This is a genomic window from Mesorhizobium sp. CNPSo 4670, assembly GCF_057784235.1.
The window spans coordinates 165,633-183,884 of sequence record NZ_JBWJFQ010000014.1; the positions used below are offsets into that span (position 1 = coordinate 165,633).

24 protein-coding genes are annotated in these 18,252 nt (G+C 63.2%); 15 read left to right on the plus strand and 9 right to left on the minus strand.

Annotation, left to right across the window (positions count from 1 at the left end; genetic code table 11):
* Positions 1–153: 153 nt before the first annotated feature.
* The 10 genes from AC0ZT5_RS22780 to AC0ZT5_RS22825 all read left to right on the plus strand — a co-directional run bounded on the left by AC0ZT5_RS22780 (position 154) and on the right by AC0ZT5_RS22825 (position 5,081).
* Positions 154–813: a glutathione S-transferase family protein gene (locus AC0ZT5_RS22780; RefSeq protein ID WP_488498270.1), complete on the plus strand. Its 660-nt coding sequence runs from the start codon at positions 154–156 to the stop codon at positions 811–813.
* Between the two features lie 295 nt (positions 814–1,108).
* Complete coding sequence (locus AC0ZT5_RS22785; RefSeq protein ID WP_095086102.1) at positions 1,109–1,429, plus strand: ArsR/SmtB family transcription factor; 321 nt, start codon at positions 1,109–1,111, stop codon at positions 1,427–1,429.
* On the plus strand, positions 1,429–2,208 hold the full coding sequence (locus tag AC0ZT5_RS22790; RefSeq protein WP_488498271.1) for an SRPBCC domain-containing protein: 780 nt from the start codon (positions 1,429–1,431) through the stop codon (positions 2,206–2,208). Before AC0ZT5_RS22785 ends, AC0ZT5_RS22790 begins: the two co-directional genes overlap by 1 nt.
* Before the next feature lie 106 nt (positions 2,209–2,314).
* Positions 2,315–2,518, plus strand: coding sequence for a hypothetical protein (locus AC0ZT5_RS22795; RefSeq protein ID WP_488498272.1), 204 nt, complete (start codon positions 2,315–2,317; stop codon positions 2,516–2,518).
* Positions 2,519–2,603: 85 nt separating this feature from the next.
* Positions 2,604–2,813: a cold-shock protein gene (locus tag AC0ZT5_RS22800; RefSeq protein WP_010915421.1), complete on the plus strand. Its 210-nt coding sequence runs from the start codon at positions 2,604–2,606 to the stop codon at positions 2,811–2,813.
* A 338-nt stretch (positions 2,814–3,151) separates the two neighbouring features.
* Positions 3,152–3,379: a hypothetical protein gene (locus AC0ZT5_RS22805; protein WP_488498273.1), complete on the plus strand. Its 228-nt coding sequence runs from the start codon at positions 3,152–3,154 to the stop codon at positions 3,377–3,379.
* Positions 3,379–3,786, plus strand: a complete 408-nt coding sequence (locus AC0ZT5_RS22810) for a hypothetical protein (protein ID WP_488498274.1) — start codon at positions 3,379–3,381, stop codon at positions 3,784–3,786. The genes AC0ZT5_RS22805 and AC0ZT5_RS22810 overlap by 1 nt, the downstream gene beginning before the upstream one ends.
* A 1-nt stretch (position 3,787) precedes the next feature.
* Positions 3,788–3,943, plus strand: a complete 156-nt coding sequence (locus AC0ZT5_RS22815; RefSeq protein ID WP_457150660.1) for a hypothetical protein — start codon at positions 3,788–3,790, stop codon at positions 3,941–3,943.
* Between the two features lie 4 nt (positions 3,944–3,947).
* Positions 3,948–4,331, plus strand: coding sequence for a YkgJ family cysteine cluster protein (locus AC0ZT5_RS22820; RefSeq protein WP_488498275.1), 384 nt, complete (start codon positions 3,948–3,950; stop codon positions 4,329–4,331).
* Positions 4,332–4,469: 138 nt separating this feature from the next.
* Complete coding sequence (locus tag AC0ZT5_RS22825; protein WP_488498276.1) at positions 4,470–5,081, plus strand: LysE family translocator; 612 nt, start codon at positions 4,470–4,472, stop codon at positions 5,079–5,081.
* Positions 5,082–5,100: 19 nt separating this feature from the next.
* On the opposite strand, the gene AC0ZT5_RS22830 is transcribed toward AC0ZT5_RS22825, so the two are convergent.
* From AC0ZT5_RS22830 to AC0ZT5_RS22840, 3 genes are read right to left on the minus strand one after another with little or no spacing between them, the layout of a single operon-like run.
* Positions 5,101–5,487 (minus strand): nuclear transport factor 2 family protein, encoded by a 387-nt coding sequence (locus tag AC0ZT5_RS22830; protein WP_488498277.1) that lies wholly within the window; start codon positions 5,485–5,487, stop codon positions 5,101–5,103.
* A 15-nt stretch (positions 5,488–5,502) separates the two neighbouring features.
* On the minus strand, positions 5,503–5,952 hold the full coding sequence (locus AC0ZT5_RS22835) for an OsmC family protein (RefSeq protein ID WP_488498278.1): 450 nt from the start codon (positions 5,950–5,952) through the stop codon (positions 5,503–5,505).
* A 35-nt stretch (positions 5,953–5,987) separates the two neighbouring features.
* Positions 5,988–6,998, minus strand: a complete 1,011-nt coding sequence (locus AC0ZT5_RS22840; protein WP_488498279.1) for a zinc-dependent alcohol dehydrogenase family protein — start codon at positions 6,996–6,998, stop codon at positions 5,988–5,990.
* A 101-nt stretch (positions 6,999–7,099) separates the two neighbouring features.
* Here AC0ZT5_RS22840 and AC0ZT5_RS22845 point away from each other — a divergent pair, with 101 nt between their 5' ends.
* Entirely contained in the window at positions 7,100–7,708 is a 609-nt protein-coding gene (locus AC0ZT5_RS22845) for a TetR/AcrR family transcriptional regulator (protein ID WP_488498280.1), read from the plus strand.
* Positions 7,709–7,799: 91 nt separating this feature from the next.
* Here the strand turns inward: AC0ZT5_RS22845 and groL are convergent, their stop codons facing one another.
* From groL to AC0ZT5_RS22860, 3 genes are all read right to left on the minus strand, one after another.
* Positions 7,800–9,455, minus strand: a complete 1,656-nt coding sequence (gene groL, locus AC0ZT5_RS22850) for a chaperonin GroEL (protein WP_095086076.1) — start codon at positions 9,453–9,455, stop codon at positions 7,800–7,802.
* Between the two features lie 62 nt (positions 9,456–9,517).
* Positions 9,518–9,814, minus strand: coding sequence for a co-chaperone GroES (gene groES / locus AC0ZT5_RS22855; RefSeq protein WP_006203049.1), 297 nt, complete (start codon positions 9,812–9,814; stop codon positions 9,518–9,520).
* A gap of 174 nt (positions 9,815–9,988) precedes the next feature.
* Positions 9,989–10,615 carry a TetR/AcrR family transcriptional regulator gene (locus AC0ZT5_RS22860; protein WP_488498281.1) on the minus strand — a complete coding sequence of 209 codons (627 nt, stop codon included), beginning with the start codon at positions 10,613–10,615 and terminating at the stop codon, positions 9,989–9,991.
* A gap of 124 nt (positions 10,616–10,739) precedes the next feature.
* Between AC0ZT5_RS22860 and AC0ZT5_RS22865 the strand changes: the two genes are divergently transcribed.
* From AC0ZT5_RS22865 to AC0ZT5_RS22875, 3 genes are read left to right on the plus strand one after another with little or no spacing between them, the layout of a single operon-like run.
* On the plus strand, positions 10,740–11,927 hold the full coding sequence (locus tag AC0ZT5_RS22865) for an MFS transporter (protein WP_488498282.1): 1,188 nt from the start codon (positions 10,740–10,742) through the stop codon (positions 11,925–11,927).
* Positions 11,928–11,936: 9 nt separating this feature from the next.
* A complete protein-coding gene (locus AC0ZT5_RS22870) occupies positions 11,937–13,217 on the plus strand; it encodes a D-arabinono-1,4-lactone oxidase (RefSeq protein ID WP_488498283.1) in 1,281 nt (426 codons plus the stop codon).
* Complete coding sequence (locus AC0ZT5_RS22875; RefSeq protein WP_488498284.1) at positions 13,214–14,359, plus strand: alanine racemase; 1,146 nt, start codon at positions 13,214–13,216, stop codon at positions 14,357–14,359. The genes AC0ZT5_RS22870 and AC0ZT5_RS22875 overlap by 4 nt, the downstream gene beginning before the upstream one ends.
* Positions 14,360–14,363: 4 nt before the next feature.
* Here AC0ZT5_RS22875 and AC0ZT5_RS22880 read toward each other — a convergent pair whose 3' ends face one another.
* Positions 14,364–15,197, minus strand: coding sequence for a GyrI-like domain-containing protein (locus AC0ZT5_RS22880; protein WP_488498285.1), 834 nt, complete (start codon positions 15,195–15,197; stop codon positions 14,364–14,366).
* 154 nt (positions 15,198–15,351) lie between these two features.
* Between AC0ZT5_RS22880 and AC0ZT5_RS22885 the strand changes: the two genes are divergently transcribed.
* Positions 15,352–16,887: a winged helix-turn-helix domain-containing tetratricopeptide repeat protein gene (locus tag AC0ZT5_RS22885; RefSeq protein WP_488498286.1), complete on the plus strand. Its 1,536-nt coding sequence runs from the start codon at positions 15,352–15,354 to the stop codon at positions 16,885–16,887.
* Here AC0ZT5_RS22885 and AC0ZT5_RS22890 read toward each other — a convergent pair.
* Both AC0ZT5_RS22890 and AC0ZT5_RS22895 read right to left on the minus strand, forming a co-directional pair.
* Positions 16,863–17,192, minus strand: a complete 330-nt coding sequence (locus tag AC0ZT5_RS22890) for a hypothetical protein (RefSeq protein ID WP_488498287.1) — start codon at positions 17,190–17,192, stop codon at positions 16,863–16,865. The two genes, AC0ZT5_RS22885 and AC0ZT5_RS22890, sit on opposite strands and share 25 nt — an antisense overlap.
* A gap of 77 nt (positions 17,193–17,269) precedes the next feature.
* Positions 17,270–18,252: FAD-dependent monooxygenase (locus AC0ZT5_RS22895; RefSeq protein WP_488498288.1), on the minus strand; the 983-nt coding region annotated here is incomplete at its 5' end.

Sequence of the window (18,252 nt, forward strand, 5' to 3'; positions counted from 1 at the left end):
GGAGGCTAACGAGCCGGCGTCGGTTAGGTTCCAAGCCTCCCCAGCCGCGGATCAAAGTTGCGCAACCGCTTTCGGCGGCAAGGCTGGCAGGCTAGGCTGCAATGACGCGCAGGCCAAAAGGACTTCAGGACAATCGTGCGCTCGGGGAGAAAAATGGCTGAATTCACACTCTATATCGGCAACAAGTGCTTCTCCTCATGGTCGCTTCGGCCCTGGGTGGCGATGAAGCATCTGGAGATTCCGTTCGAGGAGGGGTTCGTGCGGCTGCGCACGCCCGAGACCGCTGCCAATCTCGGCAAGATTTCGCCGACCGGGCTGGTGCCAGTCTTGAATCACAATGGCAGGATCATCTGGGAAACTCTTGCCATCCTTGAATATCTTGCCGACCTGTTTCCCGAGAAAAATCTCTGGCCGGCCGATATCGGCGCCCGCGCGCTGGCGCGCTCCGTTGCGACCGAGATGCATTCCGGTTTTCGCGAGGTCCGCTATGGCTGGCCGATGAATTTGCGTCGCCCGAAAGGCCACAAGCCGCTCGACGCCGAGGGCGAGGCGCAGCGGGAGCGCATCGAGACACTGTGGCGCGAGTGCCGGGAAAAACATGGCAGGGGCGGCCCGTTCCTATTTGGCCATTTCACCGCGGCCGACGCCATGTATGCGCCCATCGTCACCCGCTTCGACACCTATGGCGGTGCCCTGGCGCCAGATATCAGAGCCTATGTCGATGCGGTGCTCTCAACGCCGGCAATGCGTCACTGGTACGCGGAAGCGGCCAAGGAAACCTGGCCCGAGCCCGGTCCGCACGAACAGGACTGACTTGGCGTGCGGCTTCGAGCCTCACAACCGCAAATATGGTTTCAGGCGATACGGCTGAGGGGCGCCTGTCTCTCCGGCCAGTGCTGGTCGAGGAAGTCGGCCACCGCTTCCGCGATTGTCTCCCAACCCGGCTCTTCCAGCAGCCAGCGGGTATGACCTTCGCGGATGTCGGCGGCAACGCCAGGCGTGTTTGGCTTGGATCGAGGCAGGCTTCACACCCATCCGGAATCGGCCGCGAGCGGGAATTGACCGGAGCACCAATACGGCATAATACGTAACCAAATGGATACGTATTATGCCGCAGGCTGACCCCGACCGTTCGGTTTTCCGCGCAATTGCCGATCCGACGCGGCGCGCGATCCTCGACCGCTTGCGGCAGGGGCCGGCGCCTGTAAACGAACTTGCCTCGGCTTTTTCGCAGAGCCGGCCAGCGATCTCCAAGCATCTCAGGGTCCTGCGCGAACTGCGGGTCGTCTCCGAACAGAAGTATGGCCGCGAGCGGCTCTACCGGCTGGAGCCGGCGGAGTTGAAGGACGTGGCCGACTGGATCTTGCCCTATCGCGATTTCTGGCAAGCGAGCCTCGGCAACCTGAAGTCCTACCTGGAGAATGAATGATGGCCAACAACGACAGACCGCGCGCCATCGCCGATGTGTCGGCGGGCACGATTCTCGCCACGGTGACGATTGCGGTGCCGCCCGAGCGGGTGTTTCGCGCGTTGACGGCGGACGACCAGATACCGCTCTGGTGGGGGGCGGACGAACTTTACCGGACGACGAGACATACTGCCGACTTGCGGCCGGGCGGCGCATGGCGATCGGAAGGCATGAGCGCCGACGGCCAGGACTTTCATGTCCAGGGCGAATATCTCAAGGTCGAGCCGCCGCACCTTCTGGTGCTGACGTGGAAAGCGCCATGGGACGGCGACAACGTCACCACCGTGACCTACATGCTCGAGTCGGTGGATGCCGGAACGCGGCTGACCTTACGCCATGAAGGGTTTGGCGTCCGCCAAGGCGCATGCCGCGATCACGGCTCCGGCTGGGAGCGCGTGCTCGGCTGGCTGGCTACTTTCCTCACCGATGAAGCCGGCAGCAAGCCACAAGGCGTGTTCCACTGCCGGCTGATCCCGCCTCGGCCCGACTTTGCCTTCACCCTGACCGATGCAGAAAAAACACTGATGAAGCAGCACTCGGACTATCTGCGCGGCAAATTGGGTGAGGGGGGTGTCATCCTGTTTGGGCCGGTCGCCGATCCTGCCGGTCCCTGGGGGCTCGGTATTGTGCGTGCCGACGATGAGGCGGCCGTCCGGGCGCTGACCGAGGCGGACCCGACGGTTCGTTCCGGGTTGGGCTTTCGATACGAGATCCTGCCGATGATGACCGCCGTGATGTGAGGGCAAAAACAAAAACGCCCCTCGCGCCTTTTATCGCGCGGGAGGCGTCTTTTGCCGTCAACCTTTCCTTCGATTGCTCTCATGAACTGCTGACGACATAGGTAAAATGCGCGGGCGCCGGTCTGGTTCCCTGCATGTTGCGTTTTTTTGGAGCGGCGGCGTTTCGTTTCCTTCTCGCCGGACAACTTTGCGCCTGATCTCGATGGCGGCTAAACCAGAAATTGACACGGCGCAAAAAGAAGCCTACAAGAATTTCGTCGATATTTGTTTGACCGACTTTTGTTATCCGCGCACGCATGCGCGCCTTTGACGAACTTCCCCATCAAAAATCGAGACAAAAATCGTTGTGCATTCGCACCGCGATTAACGAATATTTGCCATGGAAAGGGTTCGTCATGAGCACCGGCACAGTTAAATGGTTCAACGCCACCAAGGGTTTTGGTTTTATTCAGCCTGACGACGGCTCGGCCGACGTTTTTGTCCACATCTCGGCCGTAGAACGCGCCGGCATGCGCGACATCGTCGAGGGCCAGAAGCTCGGCTACGAGATGGTCCGCGACAACAAGTCGGGCAAGATGTCCGCCGACCAGTTGAAGGCGGCCTGAAAACAGAATTCAGCCTTCCCGGTGACCACGGATGTACTGGCACCGGTGAATGGCGAATTCGGGCGCATGGCCGCGGAGACTTGAGTTTCTACGGCATGCGCATGTGAAGGGCGTTGCCTTGCATCCGTTGGATGCGCGGCGCTCTCATGGGGAGGTCAGGCGGTGCCTGGCCTTTTTCATTTTGCGCGTCTTGCCGCCGAAAGTGCACTGCGCGTCGGCCTGAACGTGCTAAGGGACGCTCCAGCAATTTGAATCCGCTGCCGTATTGCATTGTGCGTGGTCCTGACCGATGACCCGGTCTCGCCATGTCTGCACCACCTCCTGACAGGAGAAAGATTTTGACCGCCAGTTCGAAGACAGCCCCTGATCAGGCCGCGTCCCTGTTCAGCAAGACGCAGACCCAGTCTATGTCGCTCAACCGCATCATTTCCGAGCGCGATGCCGTCAGCGAGGCACGGGAAGCCAAGACCGCGCGGCTGCGCGAACAGCGCCTGGAGAAGGAGGCCGATGAGATGGCCGCGGCCGCGGCTCTCGCCGCTTTGCCGAAACGAGTCGGAAAACGCTGATGGCCACCAAGCGCGTCCCGCCTACGCCGATCGCGACCGATGCGACCATTGCCGACATGGTCGAAGGCCTCGACAAGCCGGTCGAATATGTCCGGCGCGTGCTGGAAAAACTCGAACGCTGCAAGCGTGCCCATGGCGACGCCCAGGTGCGCGTCGGCGTGCGTGGCCGGGCTGAGTGCCCGAACTACCTGATCGAGTATGTCCGCGAAGACACCAAGACGCATGAGCGGGTGACTTATCAGGATGCCGCCTACAGCGGCAGCACGCATCGCGAACTGGCGCCCCACCACATCGAGGCGGTGAAGAACTGGTCGCCCGAGGAAATGAACATCACGGCGGTTTCGGCGCTGATCGGCCGCTTGCGCAATCCACGCGCTCCATCATCGCGTTTCGTCGACGAGGACTGACATGGCCATAAAATTCTCCGCCAAGGACCAGCCTGCAACGCCAGCTGCTGCAAAACCGGCCAAGCCGGTTGCGGCGCCAAAAGCCGGCGAAGCCGCGACCGATCTGTTCAAGTCGCCGGTGGATGCGCCAAAGGGCAAGACAGGCAAGAAGAAATAACACCTTGCCGCAAGACGCCGATCACAACCCTGCCGAGCCGGGACTGTTCGCCTTGGCGGCCGCTGCAAGTCTTTCGTCGTCGCAACGCAGCACCGGCCCTGTCTTCGACTGCCAGAGCTGCGGCGCCTGCTGTTCCTATTCGGCGGAGTGGCCGCGCTTTTCCACCGAGGATGACGCCCAGCTCGACCGCATCCCGGAAAAATATGTGGCGGCCAACTTGTCCGGCATGCGCTGCGATGGCGTGCGCTGCTCGGCGCTCTCCGGCGAGATCGGCAAGTCGACCGCTTGCGGCATCTATGAAGTCCGCCCGGATGTCTGCCGCGCCTGCATGCCGGGCGACGACGATTGCCTGATGGCGCGCAGCGCGCACGGATTACCGACGTCTTAAAGTCTTTTTTTCGCGCAGGTTGTCGCAAAACCGCTGCGCACTCTTGGACGACACGCACCGGCGCCGACTTCCGGCGGCTTGTGTGTAACCTCCTTGCTGGCTACGCTGCGACAGGGCAGGGCGCCGGAGGAAACCACCGTGAACATCGAATTTCTTTTGACGTCACTGATCGTCGTCGCTTCGCCCGGCACCGGTGTTCTCTACACGCTGAGCGCCGGCCTTTCGCGCGGCGCACGCGCCTCGATCATCGCCGCCTTCGGCTGCACGCTCGGCATCATTCCACATATGGCAGCCGCCATCACCGGCCTTGCGGCGCTGCTGCACACAAGCGCGGTTGCCTTCGAGACGCTGAAATACCTTGGCGTCGCCTATCTGCTCTACATGGCCTGGAACACGCTGAAGGAGAAGGGTGGCCTGAGCGTCGAGCAGGATGTGACGCCGCGCTCCGCCGGCAAGGTGATTGCGACCGGCGTCCTCGTCAACGTGCTCAATCCGAAACTGTCGATCTTCTTCTTCGCCTTCCTGCCGCAATTCGTCAGCACCACCGAGCCCAATGCGCTGTCGAAGATGCTGGAGCTCAGCTCCGTCTTCATGCTTTTGACCTTCGTTGTTTTCGTCGGCTACGGCATCTTCGCCGCCTCGATCCGCAGCCATGTCGTGTCGCGGCCGATGGTGCTGACGTGGATGCGCCGGACCTTCGCCGGCGCCTTTGTCATGCTCGGCGCAAAACTGGCGTTGGCAGACCGGTAGCGGCGAGCGGTCAGGGGGGCTATCCCTTGACGTACCCCATCGCTTCGACGATCAGCCCGTCCTCGACGCGCATCAGATTGATGCCGCGGATGGAGTTGCCGTCGGCGAGCCAGTAGCGCCAACGGATCGTCGCCCGTTCGCCCGCAACGAATGTCTCTTCAAGGTCGAATCGCGTGCCGGGCTGGGTGGCGATCGCCGACCACAGCTGGACGCATGCCTCCCGACCGACATGACGGGCGCCGTCCGGTGCCGGGACGGTGTTTTCGATCACGCAGTGTTCGGCGACCAGGCCGGCGAGTGCCGACGGGTCATGCAGCTGGAACACGTCGTTGAAGCGCTGCATGATTTCAGCTGTCTGCCTGGACTGTTCGTCCGGATGAACGGTCACGATGCTGTCCTGTTTCATCTCATCCTCCTGATTTCATTGTTGCGTAGCGGCGGTCGCGACGAGATCGGCTTTGAGCGTGATGGTTGCCACGCCGGCCAGGGCGCGCGACACAAGGCATGCCGCTTTCGCCGTTTCCGCTAGGTTCTGGAACTCGTCCGGGGCAATGCCGGGAATCTCGGCTTGGGTCTCAATTTCGATGCGGGTGATCGTCGGACCGGCAGCGGTTGCGCCGAGATGCACCTTGGCGATCGTGCTGATGCTTGTCGGGATGTACTTGGCGCCACCCAGTATGGCGCTCAAAGCCATCGAGAAGCAGCCGGCATGCGCTGCCGCAATCAGTTCCTCCGGGTTCGTGCCGGGACCGTTTTCGAACCGCGACGGGAAGGAATAGGCGCCTTCGAACGCGCCGCTGCCGAGCCGTAGCCGGCCCGAACCTTCCTTCAGCGTGCCTTGCCACTCGGCCGAGGCTTCACGAATTGTCATTGTCTGCACTCCTTTGGTTGTGAGAAACGGATGAGTCAGGCGCAGTCGACGACCACTTTCCCGAAGACGTCGCCCTGCTGGAAATAGCGGTACGCAGCGCCGGCCTCTGTGAAGGCAAAGACCTTGTCGATGACGGGCCGCAGCCTATGCTGTGAGACAGCGCGCAGCATGGCTTCGAGATTGGACCGGCTGCCGACGAAAAGGCGGCTGATGGTAGCGAGGCTGCGCTGGTAGAGCGCTGCCGGCATCTCGATTGACCTGCCTTGCTGGTCCTGCAGCGTCAGCAGCACGATGTGCCCGTAGAGCGTGCTGGCGATCAGCGATTGCGCGAATGTCGCCGGGCCGCCGGTCTCAACGACGAGGTCGATGCCGCCTGTCTGGTCGCGGACAGTCGCACCCCATTCGGGCATCTCCGATGTCGAGATCACAAGGTCGGCGCCCAGCGCCCGCAGCCTGTCGGCCTTCTCGCGGCGAGAGGTGACGGCGACGACGCTACAGCCGAGCAGCTTGGCGAACTGCAGCGCAAACAGCGAGACGCCGCCCGAGCCGATGACCAGAACCCACTGCCCAGGCTTCGGAATTCCGGCGCCTGTCACCGCATTCCAGGCGGTCAGGCCGGCGCAGGTCAGCGTTGCTGCTTCATGCCAGTCAAGATGATCGGGCAGGCGCACAGCCCATTGCTCGTCGAGAACGGCATATTCGGCCAGCATGCCGTCCAGCGTGCAGCCGAGCTGGTCGATGAGCCCGGCGTTGATACGGCCGTCGACCCAGCGGGCGAAATAGCTACCGGTCACACGATCGCCAACGGCAAAGCGGGTGACGGCATCGCCGATGGCGACGATCTCGCCAGCCCCGTCGCTCAGGGGAACGATGCCCTGGCGCGGCGTCAGCGGATAGGTGCCGTTGAGGATCATCGTATCGCGCCGGTTGAGCGAGGTGGCGCGAACGCGCACCACGATCTCATGCGGTTTCGGCTCCGGCCGCACCTCGTCGCGCATCACCAGGCATTCGGTCCCGCCGGGCCCTTCAAGACGATAGGCGTGCATGTCGGCTCCTCCTATAATATGTAGACTGATCTACATATTATGTAGACCAATTGTCATATTCGATGCAAGACCTATAATGATGACTGCTGACAGAGGTTGACATGGCCAACGACACCCGCACCCGCATACTCGAGACGACAGCGCTGCTGCTCAGGCAGCGCGGCTATCACGGCACCTCGCTCAACGACATTTTGAGCGCTAGCGGTGCGCCGCGCGGCTCGCTCTACTTCCATTTTCCCGGCGGCAAGGACCAGCTGGTCATCGAGGTGACGCGTGACAGCGTCGATAAGGTGACGCAAAGGCTGGGCGAGGCGCTGGCCGCCGAGCGGGATCCGGCAGTGGCCGTCCACCATATCTACCAGGAGGTCGGACACATGCTCGAGGAGAACAAATTCACGCTCGGCTGCCCGATCGCACCCGTGGTGTTGGATTCGCCGACCGATGTGCCGGAGCTGGCCGAATTGTGCCGGTCGGCCTTCGAGCAATGGATCGGCTTGCTGCGAGAGGCCTTCGTCAGGGCAGGGGTGCCCGAACGCCGCGCGCATGCCTTGGCGCTGCTGGTCGAATCGTCATTGGAAGGGCTGATGGTGATCGCGCGCGCCACCCGCGACCGCGCCCCGTTGCAGGCGGTCGCGGACGAAGTCGCGGCACTGATTGAAGGCGCGGTGCTGGCTGGAGAGGCACGGCGACGCGCGGATGCCGCCGTCTGAGGCTGATCGAGGCACTGCAATCAAGGCGGGATGCCAAACAAAAAGGGCGCCTTTCGGCGCCCTTTCCATAAGCTTAGCCAGATTGGCTGGATTAGAAGTCCATTCCACCCATGCCGCCCATGCCGCCGCCGCCCATGCCGCCAGGCATGCCGCCGCCAGCCGACTCCTTCTTCGGAGCCTCCGCGATCATGGCTTCGGTGGTGACGAGCAGGCCGGCGACCGAGGCCGCGTCCTGGAGAGCCGTGCGCACGACCTTGACCGGATCGACGATACCCATGGCGATCATGTCGCCATATTCGCCGGTCTGGGCGTTGTAGCCGAAGGTCGCGCCCTTGTTCTCGAGGATCTTGCCGGCAACGATCGATGCTTCCGCACCAGCGTTGGCCGCGATCTGGCGGGCCGGAGCCTGCAGTGCACGACGCACGATGTTGATGCCAGCGGCCTGGTCGGCATTGGCGCCGGTGGCCTTGATGTTGGCCGAAGCGCGCAGCAGGGCAACGCCGCCGCCTGCAACGATGCCTTCTTCGACGGCCGCGCGGGTCGCGTTGAGGGCGTCATCGACGCGGTCCTTCTTTTCCTTGACTTCGACTTCCGTCGCACCGCCGACGCGGATCACTGCAACGCCGCCCGCGAGCTTCGCCAGACGTTCCTGCAGCTTCTCCTTGTCGTAGTCCGAGGTGGTCTCTTCGATCTGCTGCTTGATCTGGGCGACACGGCCCTGGATCTCGGCCTTCTTGCCGGCGCCGTCGACGATGGTGGTGTTCTCCTTGGAGATCGACACCTTCTTGGCGCGGCCGAGCATGTTGAGGCCGACGTTCTCGAGCTTGATGCCGAGGTCTTCCGAGATGACCTGGCCACCGGTGAGGATGGCGATGTCTTCCAGCATGGCCTTGCGGCGATCACCGAAGCCCGGCGCCTTGACGGCGGCGATCTTCAGGCCGCCACGCAGCTTGTTGACGACCAGCGTGGCCAGAGCCTCGCCTTCGACGTCTTCCGAGATGATGAGCAGCGGCTTCGAGGTCTGCACGACGGCTTCGAGAACCGGCAGCATGGCCTGCAGGTTGGAGAGCTTCTTCTCGTGCAGGAGGATGTAGACGTCCTCGAGCTCGGCAACCATCTTGTCGGCGTTGGTGACGAAGTAGGGGCTGAGGTAGCCGCGGTCGAACTGCATGCCTTCGACGACTTCGAGTTCGGTCTCGGCGGTCTTGGCTTCCTCAACGGTGATGACGCCTTCGTTGCCGACCTTCTGCATCGCTTCGGCGATCATCTTGCCGACCGACTCGTCGCCATTGGCCGAGATCGTGCCGACCTGGGCAACTTCCTCGGAGGTCTTGATCTTCTTGGCAGCCTTGCCGAGCGCCGCGACGACTTCGGTCACGGCCAGATCGATGCCGCGCTTCAGGTCCATCGGGTTCATGCCGGCGGCAACCGACTTGTGGCCTTCCTGGACGATCGACTGCGCCAGAACGGTCGCGGTCGTGGTGCCGTCGCCGGCAATGTCGTTGGTCTTCGAAGCAACTTCGCGGACCATCTGCGCGCCCATGTTTTCGAACTTGTCCTCGAGCTCGATTTCCTTGGCGACGGTGACGCCGTCCTTGGTGATGCGCGGGGCGCCGAACGACTTGTCGATGACGACGTTGCGGCCCTTGGGGCCAAGCGTGACCTTCACCGCGTCGGCGAGGATGTTGACGCCGCGCAGCATGCGCTCGCGGGCATCACGGGAGAATTTTACGTCTTTGGCAGCCATTTTTAACTCCTGGCAAGGGCTTGGATTGAGCCCGGGAATTCAGTTGACGGAAAGTGCTGATATCAGCCGATGATGCCCATGATGTCGGATTCCTTCATGATCAGAAGGTCTTCGCCATTGAGCTTGACTTCGGTGCCCGACCACTTGCCGAACAGGATGCGGTCGCCGGCCTTGACATCCAGCGGGACGAGCTTGCCGGCTTCGTCACGAGCGCCGGAGCCGACAGCGATGATCTCGCCTTCCTGCGGCTTTTCCTTTGCCGTATCGGGGATGATGATCCCGCCGGCGGTCTTGGATTCGGATTCGACCCGGCGAACGACCACGCGGTCATGAAGCGGGCGGAACTTCGACTTTGCCATTTTTTCTTCCTCGATGAGAACGGTGAGAACAGTTCCTCCATCCGGCGGCGCCGGACATACGGTTAGCACTCACCAATGGCGAGTGCTAACGTGGCGCTGAGATAGGCCGCCGGCCTGCCAGAGTCAAGGCGCGACGCAATGCCGAAACGCACGAAATTTCGTCTGCGGCGGTAGCTAGAGAAAGAGCCGCAGTTGGGTGTGGATGATCGACCGGTAGTCCTCGATGGTCTGGCGACTTTCCGCTTTGCCCTCGGCAAGCGCCAGCCGCACCACACCACCGGCCAGCTGGAAGATCAGCAGAACGATGCGTTCGAATTGCTCGCGCTTCTCGGGTTCGAGCAGGCCGATCACATGGTCGCAGAACATCTTGGCTTGATGCCGGGTTTCGGCGATGTCGAGATTCTTGAGCGCCTTGTCGGCCTGGATGGCATTCTGCAGGTCCTGGATGGCCGGATCGCCGGCGACGCGGCTGAGATAGTCGTCAAGCAGCCGGTCGGCCGCCAAGATCACGTCCTTGGCCTCGCGGACGTCGGTGATGATCGCCGTCAATCGTGCCCGGCTGACCTCGGAAAACCGCTCGTAGAGCATCGCCAGGATCGCCGACTTGTTGGGAAAATAGTGGTAGACGGTGGCGATCGGCCCGCCCGCCAGCATGCCGACTTCCTTCATGGTGACGGCGTCGATGCCCTTTTCGCCGATCAGCCGCATGGTTGTCGACAGGATCGCGTCGATGCGCTCGCGGCTACGCTCCTGCTTGGGTTTGCGCCTGGGCTCGGTGGCTGTTCGCGTCGCTTCCATCACGCACTGGTCTTTCGCACGAGTTTCCAAATTCTGATTGACAAAAAATATGATCAAGTATCAGTTTCTGAAATGCTGACAGATTGTCAGTTTTTTTGCCGCACGGCAAGAACGTTGGGAGGCGCCTTTGACTTCGACAGATACCGGGCACACGGGAAGCGGCGACTGGCTGGTCGGCAATCCGACCGGCAGGCAGCTTGCCTCGGCCTTGTGGATCGGTTCGGTCGGCCTGCTCATCCTCGGACTGCAACCGGTGCTGCTCGGCGCCCTTTTCACCGAGGGCCATGTCAGCGGCGATGAGCTGGCGCTAGTCGCCACCGCTGAGATGATCGCCATTGCCATCGGCTCAGCAATCGTGGCGATGCTGCTTTCGGCCCACAACATGCGCTGGAAAAGTGCGACCCTTCTGCTCCTGCTGGCGATGGCGAATGTTTGGACGGCCTATGCCGCCGGCGCCAACATGCTGATTGCGGCTCGCGCCCTGGCAGGCCTGGCCGAAGGCGGCCTGGTGGCGGTCGCCACCGAACTCATTGCCCGCTCGCGGCGGGCCGAGCGCATCGGCGGTTATTTCGTCACCATGCAGACGCTGGCGCAATGCGCGCTTGCCCTGCTGCTGGCGCTCTATGTCATCCCGGCAGCCGGGTCGGCGGGCGGCTTCATCGTTCTCGCCATCGTCTGCGTTGCCTCGGTGGCGGTCGCCTTTACCGTTCCCAGTGACTATGCCGATCTGCCCAAGGAAGAGAATCTGGCCAATGTGCTGACGGTCCCCTCGATCACCGCGCTGCTGTCGGTCTTCTGTTACTTCATGTTCTTTGGCGCGGTCTGGGCCTTTCTGGAGCCGCTTGGCGCGCAATACGGCATCGATGGCCGCACCGTCGGCCTGATCGTCTCGGCCAGCCTCGCGGTGCAGGTCCTGGGCGCGATGACGGCGACCGCGTTCGAGGCGCGCATCGATTACCGCCTTGCAATCGCCGCGATCGGCGCCGTCGCGTTTGTCAGTTCCCTGGTCCTCGCCAGCGGACCTGACCTCATCACATTCTGGGTTGCCGCCTTGGTCATGGGTTTCATCCTCTTGTTCATCGTGCCCTACCAGATACGGCTGGCGATCGCCGCCGATGAGACGCGCACCGCCGTGCTGCTGGTGCCGGCGGCGCAGCTTTTTGGCCTGGCGATCGGGCCGGTCGCGGCGTCGCTGCTCATCGACGGCAAGGATTTTCGCCCCGTGCCGGAATTCGCCGCCACCAGCGCCATTGCCAGCGCGGCGCTGCTTGGCCTGTTCATCCTTGTGTCCCGGCGTCGCCGCGCCATTGCCTGAGGAGGCAACATGTCGAACACCTGGAGCAACTGGTCCGGCTACGTCAGCGCTGAACCCCAGCTGATTGCCACCCCAACTGACGCCGGCGAACTCGGTGATCTCGTTCGCACCGCACCCGGTCCGGTCCGCGTCGTCGGAGCCGGCCATTCCTTTACGCCGCTGGTGAAATCCGAGGGCACGATCCTGTCCTTGGAGAGACTGGAAGGGCTGGTCTCGCACGACGTCGAAAAACACCAGGCTCGCGTGCGGGCAGGGACCCGGCTCGGCCCGCTCATGCATATCCTGCAAGGCATCGGCCAGGGCCTGCCCAATATGGGCGACATCGACCGCCAGGCGATCGGTGGCGCGCTCGGCACCGCCACGCATGGCTCGGGACCGACGCTCGGCGCCTACCACACGCAGCTTGAAACGGTGCAGATCGTCGACGGGCTTGGCAAGTTGCGCGACTTCAGGCGGACAGGGGATCAGGAGACCATCCATGCTATCGGCGTCGCACTTGGCGCTTTTGGCGTGATGACCGAGGTGACGCTGAACAACATCGCGACCTATCGGCTGCGCCGCCGCAAATGGGTGCTGCCGATCGCCGATATGCTGCGCGATTTCGAAACGATGATGGCCGCGCATCGTTCGGCCGAATTCTACTACATTCCGTTTTCCGGCTATGCGCAGTTCATCGCCAGCGACTTCAGCACCGCGGCGACCACCACGCGCCCGACCGAGGATGACGAGGGCGGGTTGAGGACGTTGCGCCGGCTGCGCACCGGGCTCGCCTGGCTGCCGTCGCTCCGCCGCCGGCTGATCCGCGGCGCCGTCGCAAAAGTGCCCGCCGAGGACTATGTGCAGGACTGGCTCAACGTCTATGCCAGTGACCGGCAGACCAAGTTCAACGAGATGGAATATCATCTGCCGTTCGAGGAGGGGCCGAAGGCGCTGGCCGAGATCATCGAACTGACGGAAAAGCGCTTCCCCGAGGTCTATTTCCCGATGGAGGTGCGCTCCGTCGCACCGGACCAGTTCTGGCTTTCGCCATTCCACAACAGGCTGACTTGCTCGATCGCCATCCACCATGACGCGGCAAGCGATCCGTTGCCGTTCATGCGGGCGGCCGAGCCGATCTTCCGCAAATATGGAGGTAGGCCGCATTGGGGAAAGATGCACAGCCTGAAGGCGGCGGACTTGAAAAAGCTCTATCCGCGCTGGGACGAGGCGATGGCGGTGCGCCGCGACATTGATCCGGAAAACCACTTCGTCTCGCCATACATGGCCGGCCTGTTCGGCATCGAGCGATGAGCGCCTATTTCGCCACTCTTTCGGATGCATTGAGCCAAGCCGGCGTCTTCCAGCCCTGCCTGCTGCTTGATCGCGATCGGCTGGACCGCAACATTGCCCTGGTGAAAGAGAGGCTTGACGCCGGCCTTGCCGTGCGGCTGGTCGACAAGTCGCTCGCTTGCCTGCCGCTGCTGTCGCACATCGGCAAGGCTCTAGGCACCAATCGCTTCATGACTTTCCATCCGCCAATCACGCAAGCCGTGCTGAAAGCATATCCCGCCGCCAACATACTGTACGGCAAGCCGATGCCGGTCGAAGCGGCAAGGGCGGCACTGCTGAAAGGGGACGCCGACTGGTCGCGTGTCTGCTGGCTGATCGATACCCAGGAGAGGCTGGCCGAGTATGGCGCACTCGCGGACGAACTCGGCGTCGAGCTGCGCATCGCCTTCGAGATCGATGTCGGGCTGCATCGCGGCGGCTTTGCCAGCCCGGAGGCCTTATCGAAAGCATTAGGCGCGCTGCCGGCTCATCAACGGCTGCATTGCGAAGGCGTCATGGCTTACGAGGCGCATGCGCCGCTCATCCCCGGCCTGTTCGGCGGGCCGGCCAAGGCGTTGGCGAAAGCTTCGGAACGGGCCACCGCCTTCGTCGCGTGCCTCGGCGCCGACCAGCGCCGTATCCTGAACATCGGCGGCAGCAAGACCGCGCTGCTTCATCATCGCAGCGCTGCAAACGAGGTGTCGATGGGCTCGGCCTTTGTGCTGCCGAGCGATTTCGATACGCCCGGCCTCGAAGGCTTCCAGCCGGCGGCCTTCGTCGCGACGCCGATCCTGAAAGCGGTAGAGCCGAAGCTGCCCGGCCCGCCGGCCGTCACCCGCCTGCTGCAGGCGCTCGGCCGCTTTCCACGCAAGGGCTGCTATCTCTATGGCGGCAAGTGGATGGCCGAGCCGGTCTTCCCCGAAGGGATGAAGACGAACGGCCTGCTCGGCCTCTCCTCGAACCAGCAATTCATGGGCCTGCCGGCTGATGCGACCGCGAAGCCCGGCGACTACGCGTTCCTGCGCCCGACGCAGAGCGAGGCCGTGCTGCAGCAGTTCGGATCGATCGCGGTGTTTTCCGGTGGCAGGATCGCCGAGCGATGGGCCGCTCTGCCGATGGGATGAACGACTACGCCTTCACCGGTATCCAGATCTCCAGCCCGCCATTGCCGCTGCGGGGATCGAATTCGGGGCCGTAGCGCTCGAATTCGGGAGCATCCGCGATCTCGTGGCCGGAGGCCGGCAGCCATTTGTTCCAGATCGTGTTGACCGTGCGGCGGATGGTCGAGATGTGCTCGCGATGGGCAAAGACGGCATATTTCTGCGCCGGTACGCGTACCCGGCTGAGCTCCTTCGGCAGGTCGGAAAAATCCGACACTTCGACGCCGGCGATGTAGTCGAAATTGCCGGCATCGTCGCCGTTGACGCAGACGCCATAGGCGACGTTGCCGGTCTCGCCCGGAATGTTGCCGATATAGGGACCGAAGCGCTGCCACTGCATGGGAATGGAGGCGCTCGATTCGCAGCTGTAGCGTTCGCCGAGGCCGGCGATCAGGAACGGCCGGCTGATTTCGAAGCGCGGCGGTTCGAGGTTGGCAAGGAAGGACTGGTCCATCAGGATCGGCTCCACGAGATCGAGGTTGTCGAGCGTGCCTTGCGCGCGCACCAGTTCCGGCGTGGTGCCGAACTGGTCGCGGAAGGCGCGGGTGAACGCCTCATGCGAGTTGTAGCCGGCGTCGAGCGCGAGCGAGAGGATGTCGGGCGCCCCACCGGCCAGCTTGCGCGCCGCTTCGGTCAGCCGGCGTGCGCGCATGTAGCCCATCACCGAGCGGCCGGTGGCGGCCCCGAAAGCCCGCGTCACATGAAAGCGCGACACGCCACTGCTTTGGGCGATATCGTCGAGCGAGACCGCTTCGGGCAGATGGCTCTCGACGAACCACAGCGCTTTTTCCGTCGGATTCATCGAGTTCCTTCCCGCGTTGGCCAAACCATCTTGCTGTCTCTCCAAGCGGCCAGTTTGATTGAAATTGCGCACTGGGCAATAATGCACCAAATCCCGTGCCGCGTTGATGTGGGTTCGACGCGGCGTGATGCGCAGTGTCCGGGGAGGGGTCCCAATGACGACGGCGACTGCCGATCAGCTTTTCCGGTTTGGAGGATTCACGCTCGACCTCGCCAAGGGAACGTTGCGTGGCGTCAACGAGCCGCTGTTCCTGCGCCCGAAGGCCTACGCGCTGCTTTCGCACCTTGCCCGCAACATGGGCCGCGTCGTTCCGAAATCGGAACTGATGGATGTCGTATGGCCGGGTGTCTACGTCACCGAGGATTCGCTGACCCAGTCGATCCGCGAAATCCGCAAGGTGCTCGGCGACGACATGGTGCGCACAGTATCCAAGCGCGGCTACATGCTCGCCGCCGAAGCCGAGACTGCGCCGGAGATCGGGGCGCAACCGGTCGTGGCCGTGATACGCTTTCGCAACGACAGCGGTGATCCGGCCGACGAGGCGGTGGTCGACGGCTTTGCCGAGGATATCATCAACGGCCTCGCGCGCTTTGGGACGGTCACGGTGCTCGCCCGCAATTCGAGTTTTTCGTTCGCCTCCTTCGGACGCGACGAGTGGTCTCAAATCCGCGCCCGCATCGGCGCCGATTATCTTGTCGAAGGATCGCTGCGCCGGCAAGGCGAGCAAGTCATAACGGCCGTGAATCTGATCGACATCGCGACTGTGAGCCAACTCTGGGGCGACCGCTACCAGTCGCATGGCACAGGCCTGTTCGCCATCGAGCATGAGGTTGTCGAGCAGATCGTCGGCAGGCTGGTCACGCGGGTCACCAATGCAGGGCTGCAACAGGCATCGCGCAAGCCGGTCACCAGCTTGGCGGCTTATGAACTGGCGTTGCGTGGCTTTGCGCTGTTGCGCGATCCGGCCCAGACCGACCAGAAAGGTGCGGAGGCAATGTTCGAGGCGGCAATCGCCAAGGATCCGAACTATGGACTGGCCTACACCTATCTCGCTCTGACCAAGGCGCTGGATGGAGAATTCGGGCGCGCCAGTGACGCAGTGCTGGAAAATGCGCGCGATCTCGCCGACAAGGGCTTGGCATTGTCGCCGGACCAGCCGACCGGCCATCGTGTGCAGTCATTGATCAGGCTGTATATGCGCGACCATGAAGCGGCCGAGCATCACATGCGTATCGCGCTGCAGCTCAATCCCTACGATGCCGACTGCATCGAGCAGATGGGCATGCTGCTCACCATGCGCGGCCGGCCGCTCGATGCACTGACGTGGCTGGCGCGCGGCATCCGCATCGATCCCTTGCACCCGCACTGGTACCAGTTTGACCGGTCTCTGGCGCTCTACATGATGGGCGAATACCGGCAGGCGGCAGAAGCGCTGGAACTGGCCACGCGTCCGGCACCCTGGATACGCACCAGGCTGGCAGCCTGCTATGCCCAGATAGGCGACATGGAACGGGCGCGGCGGCAGATCGCCCTTATCGAGCCGGGCGATCCGTTTTCGCCGATCGACTATGCGCTGCGCGGCGTACCGTTTGAGAACAAGGCCGACGCCGAGCATCTCGCCGAAGGCGTCAGGCTCGCCCTCGGCAAGACCACGTCCGAGGCCGGTCAATCGACCACCACCACGATATAGCGGCCCTGATAGGCACGGTAGTAGGTACCGCCGCAACGCCAGACATCGAAGCCGTTGACCTTGGTGCGCACGCAGCCTGTCGGTAGTGTGGCGACCCAAGCCGTGGTGTGTCTCAGCACGCGCCATGCTGTGGTCCGCCGCGCAACGCCTGCGGCACTGCGGGGCGTCCAGGGCTGACCGATACGCGCTTCGGCCTGGCCGACGAGCGACAGCGCCGGCACGGTGCCGCCGATGATCTCTACGGCGAGGCCAATTGCGGTCGCCGTGGCGATCAGGCTGATTTTCTTCCCGGATTTGATAGGCATTTTCTCTCTCCTGATTTTGGTCATGATGAAACGTCTTTTCACTACGCGCGAATGCGCACGCCGTTGCGTTGGCGCATTCAAGCCAGGCTGTGCATGGTGCCCGAGATGCGATAGGGCGCGCGCTCGGCGATCCGAGGCCTGATGGCGAGGCCTGCGATGTACCGCTGGAAGGGGGCTGCTTCCTGGACCGGCGAGGCCAGCGCGACATGGCCGTCCGGCCTCACCAGATAGGCGCCGTCGCGCTGCAGGCCAGCGGCCTTGGCCATGTCCGACCAGGCGAAGGCATGGATTGGGATGCCGGCGGGCGCAAGCATCGCCCGGAACTCGGCATTGAGTTCTCCATAGACATGCACCTGCCAATCCAGCGATCGCAGCGGCTCGAAATTGTCGTCCCTGATACCGGCGATATAGGGCAGGCGGTCGCCACCCTCGATCTTACCAGCCTTGCCGCTGCTGATCGGACTTTCGCGGTAGCGGATGCGGGTCTGCGAAATCAGCCCGAAAAACGCGCGCGATCCCACCGTCGTCCCGAGCGCTATGCGCAGGATCTTCGGCATCAGGTAGCGGCGGAACAGCCCGACCAGCCGCGAGCGGCTGGTGGCGACCCGAAACGCCTGGTCGGTGCTGTCGATCAGCTTGCGGGCGAAGGCGATGCGCTCCGGCTCGTAGCTGTCGAGCAGGCGCTGGTCGGCGCGCCCCTGCACCACGGCGGCCAGTTTCCAGGCGAGGTTAACCGCATCGCCCATGCCGGTGTTCATGCCCTGGCCGCCGGCCGGGCTGTGGATGTGGCCGGCATCGCCGGCGAGGAACACCCGGCCGATGCGGAAATTCTCGGCGACTCGATGATGCACGCGGTAGGTCGAGAACCAGTTGACCTGATGAACCTTGACGCCGGTGTCACGCTCGACATCGGCGCGGATCGTCTCGAAGGTGATCGACTCGTCGGCCTCATGCGCTTTCGGCACGATGCCGATCAGGCGCAGGGAGCCCGATTGCCGGACCGGCATGACGATGGCGAAGCCATAGGCGCTGATGACAGTGTCCATGCCATTGCGTGTGA